14 protein-coding genes are annotated in these 14,668 nt (G+C 60.2%); 2 read left to right on the top strand and 12 right to left on the bottom strand.

The features are described 5' to 3' along the window. Window positions 1-23 precede the first annotated feature (23 nt). On the top strand, window positions 24-827 hold the full coding sequence (locus ACNYC6_RS02365; protein ID WP_419712900.1) for a sulfite exporter TauE/SafE family protein: 804 nt from the start codon (window positions 24-26) through the stop codon (window positions 825-827). Here ACNYC6_RS02365 and ACNYC6_RS02360 read toward each other — a convergent pair. The 9 genes from ACNYC6_RS02360 to copC all read right to left on the bottom strand — a co-directional run bounded on the left by ACNYC6_RS02360 (window position 822) and on the right by copC (window position 9,394). After that, entirely contained in the window at window positions 822-1,685 is an 864-nt protein-coding gene (locus tag ACNYC6_RS02360; RefSeq protein WP_419710899.1) for an aldose 1-epimerase, read from the bottom strand. The two genes, ACNYC6_RS02365 and ACNYC6_RS02360, sit on opposite strands and share 6 nt — an antisense overlap. Before the next feature lie 68 nt (window positions 1,686-1,753). Continuing rightward, window positions 1,754-3,034 (bottom strand): TRAP transporter large permease, encoded by a 1,281-nt coding sequence (locus tag ACNYC6_RS02355; protein ID WP_419710898.1) that lies wholly within the window; start codon window positions 3,032-3,034, stop codon window positions 1,754-1,756. Beyond that, window positions 3,035-3,562 carry a TRAP transporter small permease gene (locus ACNYC6_RS02350; protein WP_419710897.1) on the bottom strand — a complete coding sequence of 176 codons (528 nt, stop codon included), beginning with the start codon at window positions 3,560-3,562 and terminating at the stop codon, window positions 3,035-3,037. It lies immediately after the preceding gene. Window positions 3,563-3,640: 78 nt separating this feature from the next. Then, a complete protein-coding gene (locus tag ACNYC6_RS02345) occupies window positions 3,641-4,612 on the bottom strand; it encodes a TRAP transporter substrate-binding protein (protein WP_419710896.1) in 972 nt (323 codons plus the stop codon). A gap of 59 nt (window positions 4,613-4,671) precedes the next feature. After that, window positions 4,672-5,565, bottom strand: a complete 894-nt coding sequence (locus ACNYC6_RS02340; protein WP_419710895.1) for an SMP-30/gluconolactonase/LRE family protein — start codon at window positions 5,563-5,565, stop codon at window positions 4,672-4,674. A gap of 56 nt (window positions 5,566-5,621) precedes the next feature. Then, on the bottom strand, window positions 5,622-6,446 hold the full coding sequence (locus ACNYC6_RS02335; protein WP_419710894.1) for an NAD-dependent epimerase/dehydratase family protein: 825 nt from the start codon (window positions 6,444-6,446) through the stop codon (window positions 5,622-5,624). A 271-nt stretch (window positions 6,447-6,717) separates the two neighbouring features. Then, window positions 6,718-8,016 (bottom strand): OprD family porin, encoded by a 1,299-nt coding sequence (locus tag ACNYC6_RS02330; protein WP_419710893.1) that lies wholly within the window; start codon window positions 8,014-8,016, stop codon window positions 6,718-6,720. A 151-nt stretch (window positions 8,017-8,167) separates the two neighbouring features. Continuing rightward, window positions 8,168-9,025 carry a copper homeostasis membrane protein CopD gene (gene copD / locus ACNYC6_RS02325; protein WP_419710892.1) on the bottom strand — a complete coding sequence of 286 codons (858 nt, stop codon included), beginning with the start codon at window positions 9,023-9,025 and terminating at the stop codon, window positions 8,168-8,170. A 3-nt stretch (window positions 9,026-9,028) separates the two neighbouring features. Then, a complete protein-coding gene (copC, locus tag ACNYC6_RS02320) occupies window positions 9,029-9,394 on the bottom strand; it encodes a copper homeostasis periplasmic binding protein CopC (RefSeq protein ID WP_419710891.1) in 366 nt (121 codons plus the stop codon). A gap of 132 nt (window positions 9,395-9,526) precedes the next feature. On the opposite strand from copC, the gene ACNYC6_RS02315 reads away from it, so the two are divergent. Next, window positions 9,527-10,147 carry a TetR/AcrR family transcriptional regulator gene (locus ACNYC6_RS02315; RefSeq protein WP_419710890.1) on the top strand — a complete coding sequence of 207 codons (621 nt, stop codon included), beginning with the start codon at window positions 9,527-9,529 and terminating at the stop codon, window positions 10,145-10,147. Between the two features lie 73 nt (window positions 10,148-10,220). Here the strand turns inward: ACNYC6_RS02315 and preA are convergent, their stop codons facing one another. From preA to hydA, 3 genes are all read right to left on the bottom strand, one after another. Then, entirely contained in the window at window positions 10,221-11,495 is a 1,275-nt protein-coding gene (gene preA / locus ACNYC6_RS02310; RefSeq protein WP_419710889.1) for an NAD-dependent dihydropyrimidine dehydrogenase subunit PreA, read from the bottom strand. Next, complete coding sequence (locus ACNYC6_RS02305) at window positions 11,496-12,863, bottom strand: NAD(P)-dependent oxidoreductase (RefSeq protein WP_419710888.1); 1,368 nt, start codon at window positions 12,861-12,863, stop codon at window positions 11,496-11,498. Between the two features lie 107 nt (window positions 12,864-12,970). Further along, entirely contained in the window at window positions 12,971-14,410 is a 1,440-nt protein-coding gene (gene hydA / locus ACNYC6_RS02300; RefSeq protein WP_419710887.1) for a dihydropyrimidinase, read from the bottom strand. Window positions 14,411-14,668 lie beyond the last annotated feature (258 nt).

Here is a 14,668-nt window from a genome sequence, read left to right as displayed (position 1 = left end):
TTGTCATGGATTACGAGCGTTTTATGTTGCTGGCGAGTTTTTTTGGTGTGGTCATGGGGCTGGTACTGGGTTTGACCGGGGCCGGCGGCGGCATTCTCGCCGTGCCGGCATTGGTACTCGGCCTGGGATGGAGCATGACCACGGCGGCGCCCGTTGCGCTGTTCGCGGTGGGCAGCGCGGCGGCGGTGGGGGCCATCGACGGTTTGCGGCATGGCCTGGTGCGCTATCGCGCGGCGTTGTTGATTGCGGCACTCGGCGCGGTGTTTTCGCCGGTGGGCATCTACTTCGCCCATCAGTTGCCGGAAAAAATCCTGATGATCCTGTTCAGCCTGCTGATGGTCATGGTGGCAGCGCGGATGCTGCGGCGTGAGCGCAAGGACGAGGGGCCGAGCGATCACGGTCACGCCAACTGGGGCCAGAAAAACTGCATGCTCGATCAGCACACCGGACGCTTTTCCTGGACCGCCAAATGCACCGCGACCCTGGCCGCCCTCGGCGCAGTGACCGGTGTGGTATCGGGGCTGCTGGGGGTGGGCGGCGGCTTCCTGATCGTGCCGGCCTTCAAGCAACTGACCGACGTGCAGATGCGCGGGATCGTGGCCACATCGCTCATGGTGATCAGTCTGATTTCGGCCATTGGTGTGATCGGCGCGTTCCATGCCGGGGTGCGCATCGACGGGTTGGGCATTGCCTTCATCGTCTCCAGCATCGTCGGCATGGTCATTGGCCGCAGGTTCTGCGCGCGGGTGCCGGCGCGAGCGTTGCAAGTGGGGTTTGCCAGTGTTTGTCTGGTGGTCGCGATCTACATGTTGATGCGTGCGTTATAGCGCCCGATATTGCAGGCTGAAACCCAAATCAGCGGTTTGCCCTTGCTCCAGCAAACGTAACCCCGGACGGCCGGGCAGGTGATGCGCATTGACCGGATGGCTCACCGGTTCGATGCAGAAAAACTCCAGGCCAACCGGGCAGTAGAGCAGGTAGTAATCGCTGCCGGTTGCCTGGCAGTGCAATTCATAACCGAGATCCGGTTGCCGGATCAGGCAGTGGCCATCCCATTCGCAGAAGCCGTTGTCGACCAGTGTGTCGGGGAGCGGCTTGAGCGCCTGGAAATCCCAATCGGCGGGCAGGCTGTCGAGCTGTGTCGGCAGTTTGGCGCTATCGCATAGCCAGACTTGACGAGCGGGTGCGTGCAATCGGGTGTTGGCGGTGCGGGGTAGATACGGATGCAACCCCAGGCCATGCCAGGCCGCTTGTTCGGCCTGATGGGTCACACTCAATTCGATGCTCAGTTTGCCTTCGCTCAGATGGAAGCGTTGGCGGGCGCAGTAAGCGAAGGGGCAGGCGCTGTTGAGTTGCAGCACCACTTCATGCGCGGTGGAAGACACCACTTGCCAAGGTTGCTGCCAGGCGCTGCCATGAATCGGCAGGGGATCGGTCAGGCTGTTGGGGGGCAGGGCCAGCCAGCCATCGGGGCAGTCGAAGCCGCCTTGGGCAATCCGGTTGGACCACGGCACCAGCGGGAAGCAACCGAGCTTGCCCGGTAATCCGGTGTTGAGTGCCTGGGCATCCGCGTGGCGCAACAACGGCTGGCCAGTGCTGCGCACGGTCCAGTTGACGATGCTGCCGCCCAGCTCCGGAGCGAGGGTGAGGCGAGTTGATTCGTCTTCGAGTTCGAGAAGGATCATGGTTTTTGTCTTGTGCTGAATGGAGGAAAAGATCGCAGCCTGCCGCAGGCTGCGATCTTTTTTAGGGATTACAACACCAGATGTGGCAACCACAGCGAGATAGCAGGAATGTAAGTCACGGCCAACAGCACCAGGAACAGCACGCCATAGAATGGCAGCAGCGCCTTCACGGTTGATTCGATACTGACTTTACCCACGGCCGACCCCACAAAAAGTACCGCGCCCACCGGCGGCGTTATCAAACCAATCCCCAGGTTCACCAGCATGATCATGCCGAATTGCACCGGGTCCACGCCAATGCCGAGAATCACCGGCATCAGGATCGGCGTCAGGATCAGGATCAGCGGCGCCATGTCCATCACGGTGCCGAGCAACAGCAGCATGACGTTGATGCACATCAGGATCACGTAACGGTTGTCCGACAGGGTCAGGAACATCGTGGTGATCTTCGCCGGAATCTGCATCAGGGTCATGATGTAGCCGAAGCTGGCGGCGAAACCGATCAGGATCATCACGATCGAGATCGTGCGCACTGTGCGGTGCATCAGTTTCGGCAGTTCGCTCCACTTGTAGTCGCGGTAGATGAACATGGTCACGAAGAACGACCACAGTACGGCGATGGCCGCCGATTCGGTCGCGGTGAAAATCCCCGAGAGAATGCCGCCGAGGATGATGACCATCGCCATCAGGCCCCACAACGCTTCACCACAGATCTTCAGCGCTTCGCGCATCGGAATGACTTCGCCTTTCGGGTAGTCGCGCTTCTTGGCGAAGATCAGGCACAGCACCATCAGGCACGCGCTCATCATCAGGCCCGGTACTACGCCAGCCATGAACAGCGAGGCAATCGATACCGTGCCGCCCGCGGCCAGCGAGTAGAGCACCGAGTTGTGACTTGGCGGGGTCAGCAGGGCTTGTACCGAACCACTGACCGTCACCGCGGTGGCGAACTCCCGCGGATAGCCGCGACGTTCCATTTCAGGAATCAGCACCGAACCGACCGAAGCGGTATCCGCCACCGAAGAACCGGAGATCGCGCCGAAGAACGTCGAGGCCATGATGTTGACCAGCGACAGGCCGCCACGCACAAAGCCGACCAGCACCCCGGCAAACGCCACCAGACGCCGGGACATCCCGCCCTCGGCCATGATCGCACCGGCCAGCACGAAGAACGGAATCGCCAAGAGCGAAAATTTGTTCACGCCGCCAGCGACCTGAATCATCAGTGCCTGGAACGGAATGTCGATCCAGAACGCACCGATCAATGCCGATAGCCCCAGTGCGTAAGCGACTGGCATGCCGACGAGGATCAACACGATAAAGCTGCCCAACAGAATAAAAGCGTCCATTCAGGCAGCCCCTTCGTTTTCTTCAACGATGTCGAAACGCACGACCCGACGGTTGCTCTGGTCACCGAACAAGAGTTTTTCCAGAACAAAAATCAGCGTCAGCACGCCACCCAGCGGAATTGGCATGTACGTGATGCCGACGCGCAGGGTGGGAAGGGCGCTCATGAACTGGTTCCAGGTGGACAGGCACAGCTTTGTGCCCCAAATGGCCATGAACAGGCAGATGGTTGCCATCAGCAATTGGGAGAGCACACTCATGGCTTTGCGCAGATTCGGCGGCATGCGATCGGTGAGCATTGCCACCGCCATGTGCGAGCCGGAGCGATAGCTGGCGGCGGCACCGATGAAGGTAAACACCATCATCAGCAGGATGGCAGTGGGCTCAGGCCAGCTGGAGCCGGTACCGAGTACATAGCGGGCGAATACGCCCCAAGGGATGATCAGCGCAATGGCCAGTACGGAGAGCCCGGCGACCCAGATACAGGTCATGTAGAGCTTGTCATTGAAACGTAGCAGCAGATTCTTCATCGGGTTCCACCGTAACCGGGCGCACACGGACATACAGCTGCGTCCGTGGCGCCGGGCCTTTCTTGAATACAGGGAGAGTTACTGAACGGCTTCGATACGCTTGATCAGGTCGGCGTAAGGTGCGCCGTACTTCTCGCGGATCGAGGCGGTTGCCTCATAGAAAGGTTTCTTGTCGACGGTGATGAACTCGACGCCCGCAGCCTTGAGCTTCTCTTCGCTGCTGGCCGACTTCGCATCCCACAAGGTGCGTTCCTGGGCCTGTGCGGCTTTGGCGGTTTTCTTCACCAGCGCCTGCTGCTCAGGGGTGAGCTTGTTCCAGGTGATCTTCGACATCACGATCGGCTCAGGCAGGATCAGGTGGCCGGTCAGGCTGTAATACTTGGCGTTCTGGAAGTGGTTGTGTTCAAGCATGGTCGGCGGATTGTTTTCTGCGCCGTCGATCACGCCGGTCTGCAAGGCACTGAAGATTTCGCCGGTGTCCATTGCAATGCCGTTGCCGCCCATGGCGTTGATGGTTTCGATGAACATCGGGTTGCCTTGCACGCGGATTTTCATGCCCTTGAGGTCTGCGAGGGTGCGTACTGGCTTCTTGGTGTAGAGGTTGCGCGTGCCGCCGTCCATCCAGGCCAGGGCGACCAGGTTGAATTCGGAATTGGTGATCTTGTCGAGGATCTCGTCACCGACTTCGCCGTCGATGACTTTGCGCATGTGCGCCTGGTCACGGAATATGAACGGCATGTTGAACACGTTCACGTCCGGCACGACCGGGCCGACGATCCCGAGGCTGACGCGGGCCATCTGGATGGCGCCGACCTGAGCCTGCTCGATCACTTCCTTTTCCGAACCCAGCACACCGCCGGCGAACATCTTGAAGGTCAGTTTGCCGTCGCTGTCGGCCACCAGGGTTTTACCCAGTTGCTCTTCAGCCACCACGGTCGGATAACCGGCGGGATGGATGTCGGCGAATTTGATTTCCAGCGCATGGGCGGCGCTGCTGAGCGAGAAGGCGAGCGGGAGTGCTGCGGCGAGCAAGGTGCGTTTGAAGTCCATGTTTGTGTCTCCGGTTTTATTGTTTTTTTGTTCAAGGCACAGCGGTGTAGCAGAGGGGGTTAAGGCAAATCGCTGAATACAGGTTCCGGCAAGCCATTGACGCCGGGGTTGAGGGCGAATACACCACCGGCCAGCGACTGTTCGTCGTGGTCGTCACCGGGGCGAATCGAGGTCACGAACAACGTGTCCAGTCGACTGCCGCCGAAGGCGCACATGGTGGGTTTTTTCACCGGTACGGCGAGTGAGCGATCCAGTCGGCCGTCGGGGGTAAAGCGGTGAATCAACCCGGCGTCGTTGGCGCAGATCCAGTAGCAGCCTTCGGCATCCACCGCCGCGCCGTCGGGGCGACCGCTGTAGTCATTCATGTCGACAAATACGCGGCGGTTGGACGGTGTGCCGCTGGCGATGTCGTAGTCGAAGGCCCAGATCAGTTGCACGTTGGGGTGCGAGTCCGACAGGTACATGGTCTTACCGTCCGGGCTGAAACCCAGGCCGTTGGGCACGATGAAGCCGCCCAGTTGCGCAGCGAGCGGTCCGTGTTGCCCGGCGCTGTAGCGATAGAGCGTACCGTCAGCGGCATTGGCGCCCATGTTGAGCACCATGCTGCCGGCCCAGAAACGCCCTTGGCGGTCGCAGCGACCATCGTTCAGGCGCATGTCGGTGCGGGCGTGATCAACGTGTGCGAGCAAGTCGCTGTCGAGGCTGCCATCGCTATGCGCGTGCAGATGAAAGAACCCGCTTTCCATTCCCGCGACCCAGCCACCGTCACGATGACGGGTGATGCACGCGAGCATTTCCGGCGTCTTCCAGGCGTGGACATGCCCGGTTTCGGCGCTCCAGCGCTGCAGGCCCCCAGCGGGAATATCGACCCAATACAGGGCGTTTTCTTCGGGGACCCAGACCGGGCTTTCACCGACGGCATTGCGGGCATCGACAATCAATTCGGCTTGCATGGCAACTCATTCCCTTTGGTTTTTGTTGTGGGGATCAAGTGGTAAGCGTTTCAGGGTCAGTCGCCGAACGGGCCGGCTGCACAGAACCCGCCGCCCTGGTAGACGCGCGCCGGGTCATCGACCGCCGGCATCGGCTGGGCCTCAACCTTTTCGCGGAACACTTCCGAAGTGTCGTTCGGCGCATAACCCAGGTGCGTGGCGTAGCGGTTGTCCCACCAGATGTCCTTGTTGTCGGACATGCCGTAGACCACGGTGTGGCCGACATTCGGGGTGTACAACGCACGTTCGAGCAGTTGGGTCAGGTCACCGAAGCTCAGCCAGGTGCTCATCATCCGGCGGTTCTGTGGTTCCGGGAACGACGAGCCGATGCGCACGCTGACGGTCTCGATGCCGTAGCGATCGAAATAGAACGTGGCCATGTCTTCGCCGTAGGCCTTGGACAAACCGTAATAGCTGTCAGGACGGTGAGGGGAGTGGGCGTCGATGACTTCGTCCTGCTTGTAGAAGCCGATGACGTGGTTGGAGCTGGCGAAGATCACGCGCTTGACGCCATGGCGGCGTGCCGCTTCGTAGATGTGGAACACACCGCAGATGTTGGCGCCGAGGATCTGTTCGAACGAATGCTCGGTCGACACGCCGCCGAAGTGCAGGATCGCGTCCACGCCGTCGACCAGTTGATGCACGGCTTGCTTGTCGGCGAGGTCGCAGGGAACGACTTCTTCGCGGTCATCGATGGCCGGGGCGATGTCGGCGATGTCCGACAGGCGAATGACGTTGGCATACGGGCGCAGGCTTTCGCGCAAGACTTTGCCCAGGCCACCGGCGGCGCCGGTCAGCAGCAGGCGATTGAAGGGAGTGCGGGCGGTTGCAGTGGTCGTCATGGGAATCCCTGGACAAGCGGTTATTGTTATTGAATCGTTGTAGGTTGTCGTACGACTAAGCAGAAGTATCGTTAGGCTTTCCGGTGCTTGTCAACGCGACTTTGGTGGAAGTGGACGGAGGGTCGTGTCCTGAAGGCCTGCGGTAATTCTTCAATGCCCCGCGCACCCTGTAGGAGAGAGCCTGTTCGCGATTAGCGGCCTGACATTCAACATCGAAGTCGACTGAAACTCCGCCATCGCGAGCAGGCTCGCTCCTACATTGGTTTTGTGTTTACAGCAGGCTGATCGGATAGCTGATGAACAACCGGTTTTCATCGAACTCGTTGGTGCTGAAGTTCTTGCGGATGCTCGCGTTGCGCCATTTGACGTTGAGGCTTTTCAGCGGACCGCTCTGCACCGTGTAGGCCAGTTCCGTTTCGCGACCCCATTCCTTGCCGTCGGTGATGGTTCCCGTGTGCACGTTGTCACCGCTGATGTAGCGGTTCATCAAGGTCAGGCCGGGCACGCCGAGGGCGACGAAGTTGTAGTCGTGGCGCACCTGCCAGGATTTTTCCCTGGCGTTGTCATAGCTGGAGTTGTAGCTGTCGTTGGCCAGGGTGCCGCCGCTGGTGCCATTGACGCGCATCCAGACATCATCGCCACTGAGCTTTTGCAGGCCGACGTAGAAGGTGTTGCCACCGTACTTGGCCGAGAGCAGGGCGAATGCGGTCTTGTTGTCGAGGTCGCCGGCCAGGGCGCTGCCGTCTTCCTTGCCGATGAAGTAGCCGAGGTTGGCGCCGAGGGTCCAGTCGCCGATCGGCTGGCTGTGGCTCAGGTTGAAATACTGCTGTTGATAGATGTCGCTGAGCTCGGCGTACCAAACGCCGACCTGAGTGCGTTTTTCGTTGAAGGCGTATTCGCCGCCGCCGAAGTTGAAACGGTCCGAGCTGAAGGCCGCCGATTTGCCGTTCATGAACATGTCTTCCATGCTCGCATCGTTACGCGGGCTGTTCTGACGGAACTGGCCACCGTAGAGCGTCAGGCCGCTGATTTCGGTGGAGGTTATCTGGCCGCCCTGGAAGGTTTGCGGCAGCGAGCGACCGTCATCGGAACGCAGGATCGGCAGCACCGGCATCCATTCACCGACCTTCAATTCGGTTTTCGAAATCTTGCCTTTGAGCGCGACACCCAAGCGACCGAAGTTGTCGGCCGGACGACCGTCACCATGGATCGGCAGCAGTTGCGTGCCGCCAGTGCCTTTGCCGCCGTCGAGTTTTTGCGAGTACAGCCCCAGCACATCCACGCCGAAGCCGACCGGGCCTTGGGTGAAACCGGATTTGGCATCGAGGATGAAGCTCTGCGTCCACTCTTCAGCCTTGCCTTGCGGATAGGCCGGGTTGGTGTAGTTACGATTGAAGTAGGCGTTGCGCAGGTTCAGCGTGGCTTTCGCGTCATCGGTGAAACCTTCGGCGTGGCTGGCCATGGGCAGGGCGAGGGCCAGGCTGCTGCAACCGATCAGGCTAAGGGTGTGGCGACGGGCGAAGGTGTGACGTGGACTACGGGCGGAAAAATTGCGGGCGAGTTTGCTCACTGTAACGCTCCATTTCTTTTTTGTTTTTATTGTTTGTTATACGTCGTCGTACAACATTGGGGCGAATATTTGCGGGATTTTTGAGGGTTGTCAATCGGAAGTTATACGATGACTTGCAGAGGCCATGACAAAACGTGCAGAAGCGAGGTGGTCAGTTCGACATCATCGACGGCAGGGTGCCGAGCAGCGAGACCGCAGCCACCGCACCAAGCCCCAGCAACCACTCCAGCATCACACTGTTGCGCAACGTCGCCATCCGCTGCTCGCAGTCGTTGATGCGCAGCCGATTGAACAGCGCCAATCCCAGCATCGCAGCCACCAGCGCGACCTTGATCAACAGAATCAACGCGAAACCGGACAGCATCGGCGTCGGCCAGAATGCACCGGTAAGCGCCCGTACGTTGATCAATCCGGTGATCAGCAACCCGGCGACCAAGGCGTAACCGACGCCGCTGAATCGCTGCAGTACCACGCGGACCGAATAGCCTTCAGGCTGCCGAAGGATCATGACCAACAGCATCAAGCCACCGAGCCAGGTGCCGACGCAGGCAAGGTGCATCAGTTGATTGAGAATCAGCAACCGTCCTTCGATGCCATCAAGCATGGCGCCATGACCGACGGGCGCCAGGGTCGCCAGCAACAGGCCGCTCAGGGTTAGCTGCAGGAGGCGACTGGATGGCCATGGCAGCAGTAGCAAGATCATTAGCAAACCGTTCAGCAGCAGGTGCCAGCCCCAGACTTCACCGAAAAAAGTCCGGCCCAGCACCCGCCGCAGGGTCGATGGTTCGAGCGCCGCATCCCAGGCGCCAGCCATGCTCGCGGTGACCAGCAGCAACCAACCGACCCCGCTGACCAATGCCACGGCGGCCAGCCAACGACTGGCACACGCCAGCGGCTGATCCAAGTGTGAGACGCGCCCCAAGAGCAGCGGCCTGAACACCCAGATCCCGAACAGCATCAGCACCACGGTGAAATGCAGGAAACGGCACAGCACCATCGCGCTGGTCATGTGTTACTGGTCAACCTCGAACGCGTAGGCGCCTTCACTCTTGTGAGTATCGACCGACACGACATGCCACTCGACCTTGTAGTCACCGGCAGTCAACGGCACAGCCGGGGTGACGACCAGGGTCTTTTTATCCGGGCCTTGAGTGGCCAGGCTTTTCACCAGGACATCGGCACCGTCGTGGGTGATCGTGACTTTGCAGAAGTCGGCTTCGACGCCTTCGGAAAACACCAGGCTCAGCTCCGCCGGGGCTTTCACGGTGCTGTCGGCGGCGGGTGTCTGGCTTTGCAAATGGGCATGGGCAAACACCGATGAAGCGGCAAGCAGCGAACCGAGCAGGGCGGCGGCGGTCAGGGTTTTTTTCATGCGCATGGTGAGTCCCTCAGCGGTGGGTTCGGGGCAGTTTAGCCGGGCGACGCGGGTTGTACGAAGTTTGCTTTTCCCTTGTCGCCGCCAGCTAGAGCGGATGCTAGTCTTGTTTAACGCTGTTGTCAGGGAGCCCTCATGGGCAATCACAAGATCGAGATTCGTCGCAGTAACGTCGAGAAAATTCTGCTGGGGGCCGAGAAGGTCTTCGCTGAGAAAGGTTTCGGCAGCACCGCCATGGCCGACATCGCCGCCGAAGTGCAACTGCCGCGCTCCAACCTGCATTACTACTTCAGCACCAAGACCGAACTGTACAGCGCCGTGCTGTTCGATCTGCTGGAAGTGTGGAAACAGGACGCGCTGTGCTTCGAGATGTTCGACGATCCGCGGGTGGTGCTCAGTAGCTACATCCGCGCCAAGATGAACCACTCCCGCAGCCGGCCGCATGGTTCGAAAGTCTGGGCCAACGAAATCATCCACGGCGCGCCGACCCTGAGCACGGCGCTGGACGCGAGCCTGTACGACTGGGCCAAGATGAAAGAAGCGAAGATCCGCCAATGGGTGGACGATGGACGCATCCTGCCGGTGGAACCGTCGAGCCTGCTGTACATGATCTGGGCCTCGACCCAGCACTACGCCGACTTCGATCACCAGGTGAACATTCTCAATGACCATCAACCGCTGTCGGACATGCAGTTCGAACGGGCGGTGCAGACGGTGACGAGTGTGATTTTGCGGGGGATCGGGTTGGAGCCATAAGTCGCAGCCTCGTTTCACTCGACTGCAGGAGCTGTCGAGTGAAACGAGGCTGCGATCTTTTGATCTTCAGCGATCAGACGGCAACATGGTAGGGATTCCTCGGGTCATGATTCCAGTCCAGAAACGGCTTGCCGTTCTCCATCGGCACCATCTCGATGCAGTCCTCGACCGGGCAGGTGATCTGGCACAGGTTGCAGCCCACGCATTCCTCATCGATCACTTCATAGCTGTGGGTACCGTCGGCTTTTTTCAGGCTGGCCACGGCCTGGTGCGAGGTGTCTTCGCAGGCGATATGGCAGCGACCGCAACCAATGCACGCCTCCTGGTCGATTTTCGCGATCACCTGATAGTTGATGTCCAGGTACTTCCAGTCCGTGGTGTTGGCCACCGCGCGCCCGGAAAATTCGGCGATGCTGGCGTAGCCTTGGCTGTCCATCCAGCGTGAGAGGCCGTCCTTCATCTCTTCGACGATCCGGAAACCATGCAGCATCGCCGCCGTGCACACCTGCACCGAGCCGCAGCCCAGAGCGATGAATTCAGCCGCGTCGCGCCAGTTGCCGATGCCGCCAATGCCGCTGATGGGCAGGCCTTGGGTCTGCGGGTCGCGGGCGATTTCGGCGACCATGTTCAGGGCAATCGGCTTGACCGCCGAACCGCAATAGCCACCGTGGGTGCTCTGGCTGCCGACCATGGGATTGGCAACCATGCGCTCCAGGTTGACGCTGGTGATCGAGTTGATCGTGTTGATCAGCGACACCGCATCCGCACCCCCGCGATGGGCCGCGCGGGCGGCGACGCGGATGTCGGTGATGTTCGGCGTGAGCTTGACGATCACCGGCAGCGAGCAATAGGTCTTGCACCAGCGCGTGACCTGTTCGACATACTCCGGCACCTGACCCACCGCCGCGCCCATGCCGCGTTCCGGCATGCCGTGGGGGCAACCGAAGTTCAGTTCGATACCGTCGGCGCCCGTGGCCTCCACCAGCGGCAGGATGTGTTTCCAGGATTCCTCGACGCAAGGCACCATCAACGACACGATCAATGCGCGGTCCGGCCAGTCCTTTTTCACCTGGGTGATTTCCCGCAGGTTGATCTCCAGCGAGCGGTCGGTGATCAGTTCAATGTTGTTGAAGCCCAGCACTTCGCGATTAGGACCAAAGTGCGCCGAGTAGCGCGATGACACGTTCACCGCCGCCGGGTCTTCACCCAGGGTTTTCCAGACCACACCCCCCCAGCCCGCTTCAAAGGCGCGGACCACGTTGTAAGCCTTGTCGGTCGGCGGCGCGGAGGCCAGCCAGAACGGGTTCGGGGATTTGATGCCAGCGAAGACAATCGACAGATCGGCCATTTACGCAGCCTCCACGTTGAGCATCAGTTGAGCGTTGATCGCCTCGGCGGCGCGCTTGCCGTGTTGCACCGCTTGCACGGTGAGGTCCTGGTCGAGGCTGGTGCAGTCACCACCGGCATACACGCCGGGAATACTGGTGCGCAGGTGTTCGTCCACTTCAATGCGCTCGCCCTGACGTTTGAGTTCACGGGCCAGCGGGTCGGCGAGGGCGCTGCCGTCGAAGGCCTGGCCGATGGCCTTGAAGATCGCGTCAGCCGCCAGTTCGAACGTTTCACCCGTGGATTGCAGGCGGCCTTCAACCAGATGCGTGCGGGCGAAACGCATGCCGCGCACATGCCCTTGGTCATCGAGCAACACGTCTTCCGGTTGCGCCCACGTCAAAAGACGCACTTGATTGGCTTTGGCAATGTCTTGTTCGTGATGCGTGGCGCCCATGTCCTCGATGCCACGGCGGTACACCAGGTTCACGTCGTGAGCGCCGAGGCGGGCCATTTGCACGGCCATGTCGATGGCGGTGTTGCCGGCGCCGAGCACGATGCAGCGGTCGGCCAGCGGTAACTCGGTCAGGTCATCGGCCTGGCGCAATTCACGGATGTACTCGGTGGCGGCGAGCAGGCCGGGTGCATCCTCATGGGCCAGGCCCAATTGTTTGCTGGCGGCCAGGCCAAGGCCGAGGAACACGGCGTCGAATTGTTGATGCAGGTCGCTGAGGCTCAGGTTCTCGCCAAGTTTTTGTCCATGACGGATTTCGATGCCGCCAATGTCCAACAGGAAATCGAGTTCCTTTTGTGCGTAGTCGTCCACCAGTTTGTATTTGGCGATGCCGTATTCATTCAGGCCACCGGCCTTTTCCCTGGCTTCGAAAATCACTACGTCATGCCCGTGCATGGCGCTGCGGTGGGCGCAGGACAACCCGGCCGGACCGGCACCGACCACGGCGATGCGTTTGCCGGTGGTGGCGGCGCGCGGGAAGGGGTGTTCACTGAAGTGCGCGTTGTCCACGGCATAGCGCTGCAACAGCCCGATCAAAACTGGCGCGCACTCGTGGGCGTTGTTGCGCACACAGGCTTGCTGGCAAAGGATTTCCGTCGGGCAGACCCGGGCGCAACTGCCGCCGAGGATGTTGGCCGAGAGGATTTTCTGTGCCGCGCCTTGCACGTTGTCCTGATGAATGTTGCGGATGAACGAGGGAATATCGATCTCGCTCGGGCAGGCATTCACGCACGGCGCGTCGTAGCAATACAGGCAGCGCGAGGCTTCCAGATGTGCCTGACGGTCATTGAGCGGCGGCGCCAGATCGGTGAAATGGCCGGCGAGAACGGCCGCGTTCTCGTAAGGATGCGGGAGGTGGGTCAGGGTCTTGATCACGGTTTTGGCCTCACGGTGATTGAGGTGCTGCCTCTGATGGGCATGTTTTTTTTCGTGCTCGCTCCCCGGTAGGAGCGAGCTTGCTCGCCATAGGCCGAAGGCCGCTCTCAGCGTTTCACGGCAACTGGCTGATTCAACTCAGCCCGCTTGCTCAGCAAATCAAACACCGCCGGATACGCCGGCCGTTCGATGTAGCGCCCGGCACCACGCTCGGCGCGCAGATCACCATCGGCCCAGACCACCCGGCCCTGGCTGACGGTATGGCTCGGCACGCCGCGCACGGTCTTGCCTTCGAAGATGTTGAAGTCGACTTGCTGGTGATGGGTCTTGGCCGAGATTGTTCGTGTACCTTGTGGGTCCCACAGCACCAGGTCGGCATCGGAACCGACGCGGATCGCGCCTTTGCGCGGGTAGAGGTTGAAGATTTTCGCGGTGTTGGTGGAGGTGAGGGCAACGAATTGCTGCATCGAAAAACGCCCGGTGTTCACCCCTTCATCCCAGAGCACGGCCATGCGGTCTTCAATGCCGGCGGTGCCATTGGGGATCTTGCTGAAGTCGTCCTTGCCGGCGGCTTTTTGCTCGGCGCAGAAGCAGCAGTGGTCGGTGGCGGTGGTGTGCAGGTTACCCGCTTGCAGACCATGCCAAAGCGCTTCCTGATGACCGCGTGGGCGGAACGGCGGGCTCATCACGTAACCGGCAGCGGTCTGCCAGTCCGGGTGCTGGTAGACGCTGTCGTCCAGTAGCAGATGCCCGGCCAGCACTTCGCCGTAGACCGGTTGGCCTTTGCTGCGGGCATAGGTGATTTCGTCTAGCGCTTCTTTGGTCGACACGTGCACCAGGTACAGCGGCGTGCCCAGGGTTTCGGCAATTCGGATCGCCCGGCTCGCGGCTTCGCCTTCCACCTGAGACGGACGTGACAGCGGATGCGCCTCCGGACCGGTCATGCCCTGGGCCATCAGCTTGCGTTGCAGGTGATAAACCAGCTCACCGTTTTCCGCGTGAACAGTCGGCACGGCGCCCAATTCCAGGCAGCGCTCGAAGCTCGCCACCAACGTGTCGTCGGCGGCCATGATTGCGTTTTTGTAAGCCATGAAATGCTTGAAGCTGTTGACGCCGTGATGGCTGACCAGCTCGGCCATCTCTTCGCGAACCTGCTCGCTCCACCAGGTGATGGCGACGTGAAAACCGTAGTCGGACGCCGACTTCTCGGCCCAGCCGCGCCACTGATGAAAGGCTTCCATCAAGGATTGCTGCGGGTTGGGAATGACGAAGTCGATGATCGAAGTCGTGCCACCGGCAAGACCCGCCGCCGTGCCGCTGAAAAAGTCTTCACTGGCGACGGTGCCCATGAAGGGCAATTGCATGTGGGTGTGCGGGTCGATGCCTCCGGGCATCAGGTATTGGTCGCTGCCATCGAGTATTTCGGCACCTGCGGGAATATCGAGGTTTTCGCCAATGGCCTTGATCACGCCGTCTGCGCAATACACATCGGCGCGATAACTTTCATCATGGGTCACAACGGTAGCGCCACGGATCAACAGAGACATTCCGGATTCCTCGCAGGCAATGACCGGCTGATGCCGGTTCTAGTGTTTTATATAAAGCAAGTGCTAACAGGGTTATTCCTGTCAACGCTGTCAGGATTAAACGCTAGCTGCAGTTGAAGGAATCAGCAAGAATATTTTTTATAAGCTTATGATTGTTTTAACTATCTGATAAATAACAACTAAAACTGTAAATCCCCAAATTGGTGAGGCCTCTCACCAATTTGACGCACTTGACAGGATCGAAAAATGGTCAAGATT

This window comes from Pseudomonas sp. NFX224 (assembly GCF_048565165.1).
Classification (GTDB): Bacteria; Pseudomonadota; Gammaproteobacteria; order Pseudomonadales; family Pseudomonadaceae; genus Aquipseudomonas.
This window is presented reverse-complemented; position numbering and strand designations above follow the sequence as displayed.

Excerpts from the sequence above, each read along its gene's own strand:
- preA (WP_419710889.1), bottom strand. The coding sequence starts at position 11,495 with ATGGCCGATCTGTCGATTGTCTTCGCTGGCATCAAATCCCCGAACCCG.
- ACNYC6_RS02355 (WP_419710898.1), bottom strand. The coding sequence starts at position 3,034 with ATGGACGCTTTTATTCTGTTGGGCAGCTTTATCGTGTTGATCCTCGTC.
- ACNYC6_RS02335 (WP_419710894.1), bottom strand. The coding sequence starts at position 6,446 with ATGACGACCACTGCAACCGCCCGCACTCCCTTCAATCGCCTGCTGCTG.
- ACNYC6_RS02315 (WP_419710890.1), top strand. The coding sequence starts at position 9,527 with ATGGGCAATCACAAGATCGAGATTCGTCGCAGTAACGTCGAGAAAATT.
- ACNYC6_RS02345 (WP_419710896.1), bottom strand. The coding sequence starts at position 4,612 with ATGGACTTCAAACGCACCTTGCTCGCCGCAGCACTCCCGCTCGCCTTC.
- ACNYC6_RS02350 (WP_419710897.1), bottom strand. The coding sequence starts at position 3,562 with ATGAAGAATCTGCTGCTACGTTTCAATGACAAGCTCTACATGACCTGT.
- ACNYC6_RS02365 (WP_419712900.1), top strand. The coding sequence starts at position 24 with ATGTTGCTGGCGAGTTTTTTTGGTGTGGTCATGGGGCTGGTACTGGGT.
- ACNYC6_RS02360 (WP_419710899.1), bottom strand. The coding sequence starts at position 1,685 with ATGATCCTTCTCGAACTCGAAGACGAATCAACTCGCCTCACCCTCGCT.
- copD (WP_419710892.1), bottom strand. The coding sequence starts at position 9,025 with ATGACCAGCGCGATGGTGCTGTGCCGTTTCCTGCATTTCACCGTGGTG.
- ACNYC6_RS02340 (WP_419710895.1), bottom strand. The coding sequence starts at position 5,565 with ATGCAAGCCGAATTGATTGTCGATGCCCGCAATGCCGTCGGTGAAAGC.
- copC (WP_419710891.1), bottom strand. The coding sequence starts at position 9,394 with ATGCGCATGAAAAAAACCCTGACCGCCGCCGCCCTGCTCGGTTCGCTG.
- hydA (WP_419710887.1), bottom strand. The coding sequence starts at position 14,410 with ATGTCTCTGTTGATCCGTGGCGCTACCGTTGTGACCCATGATGAAAGT.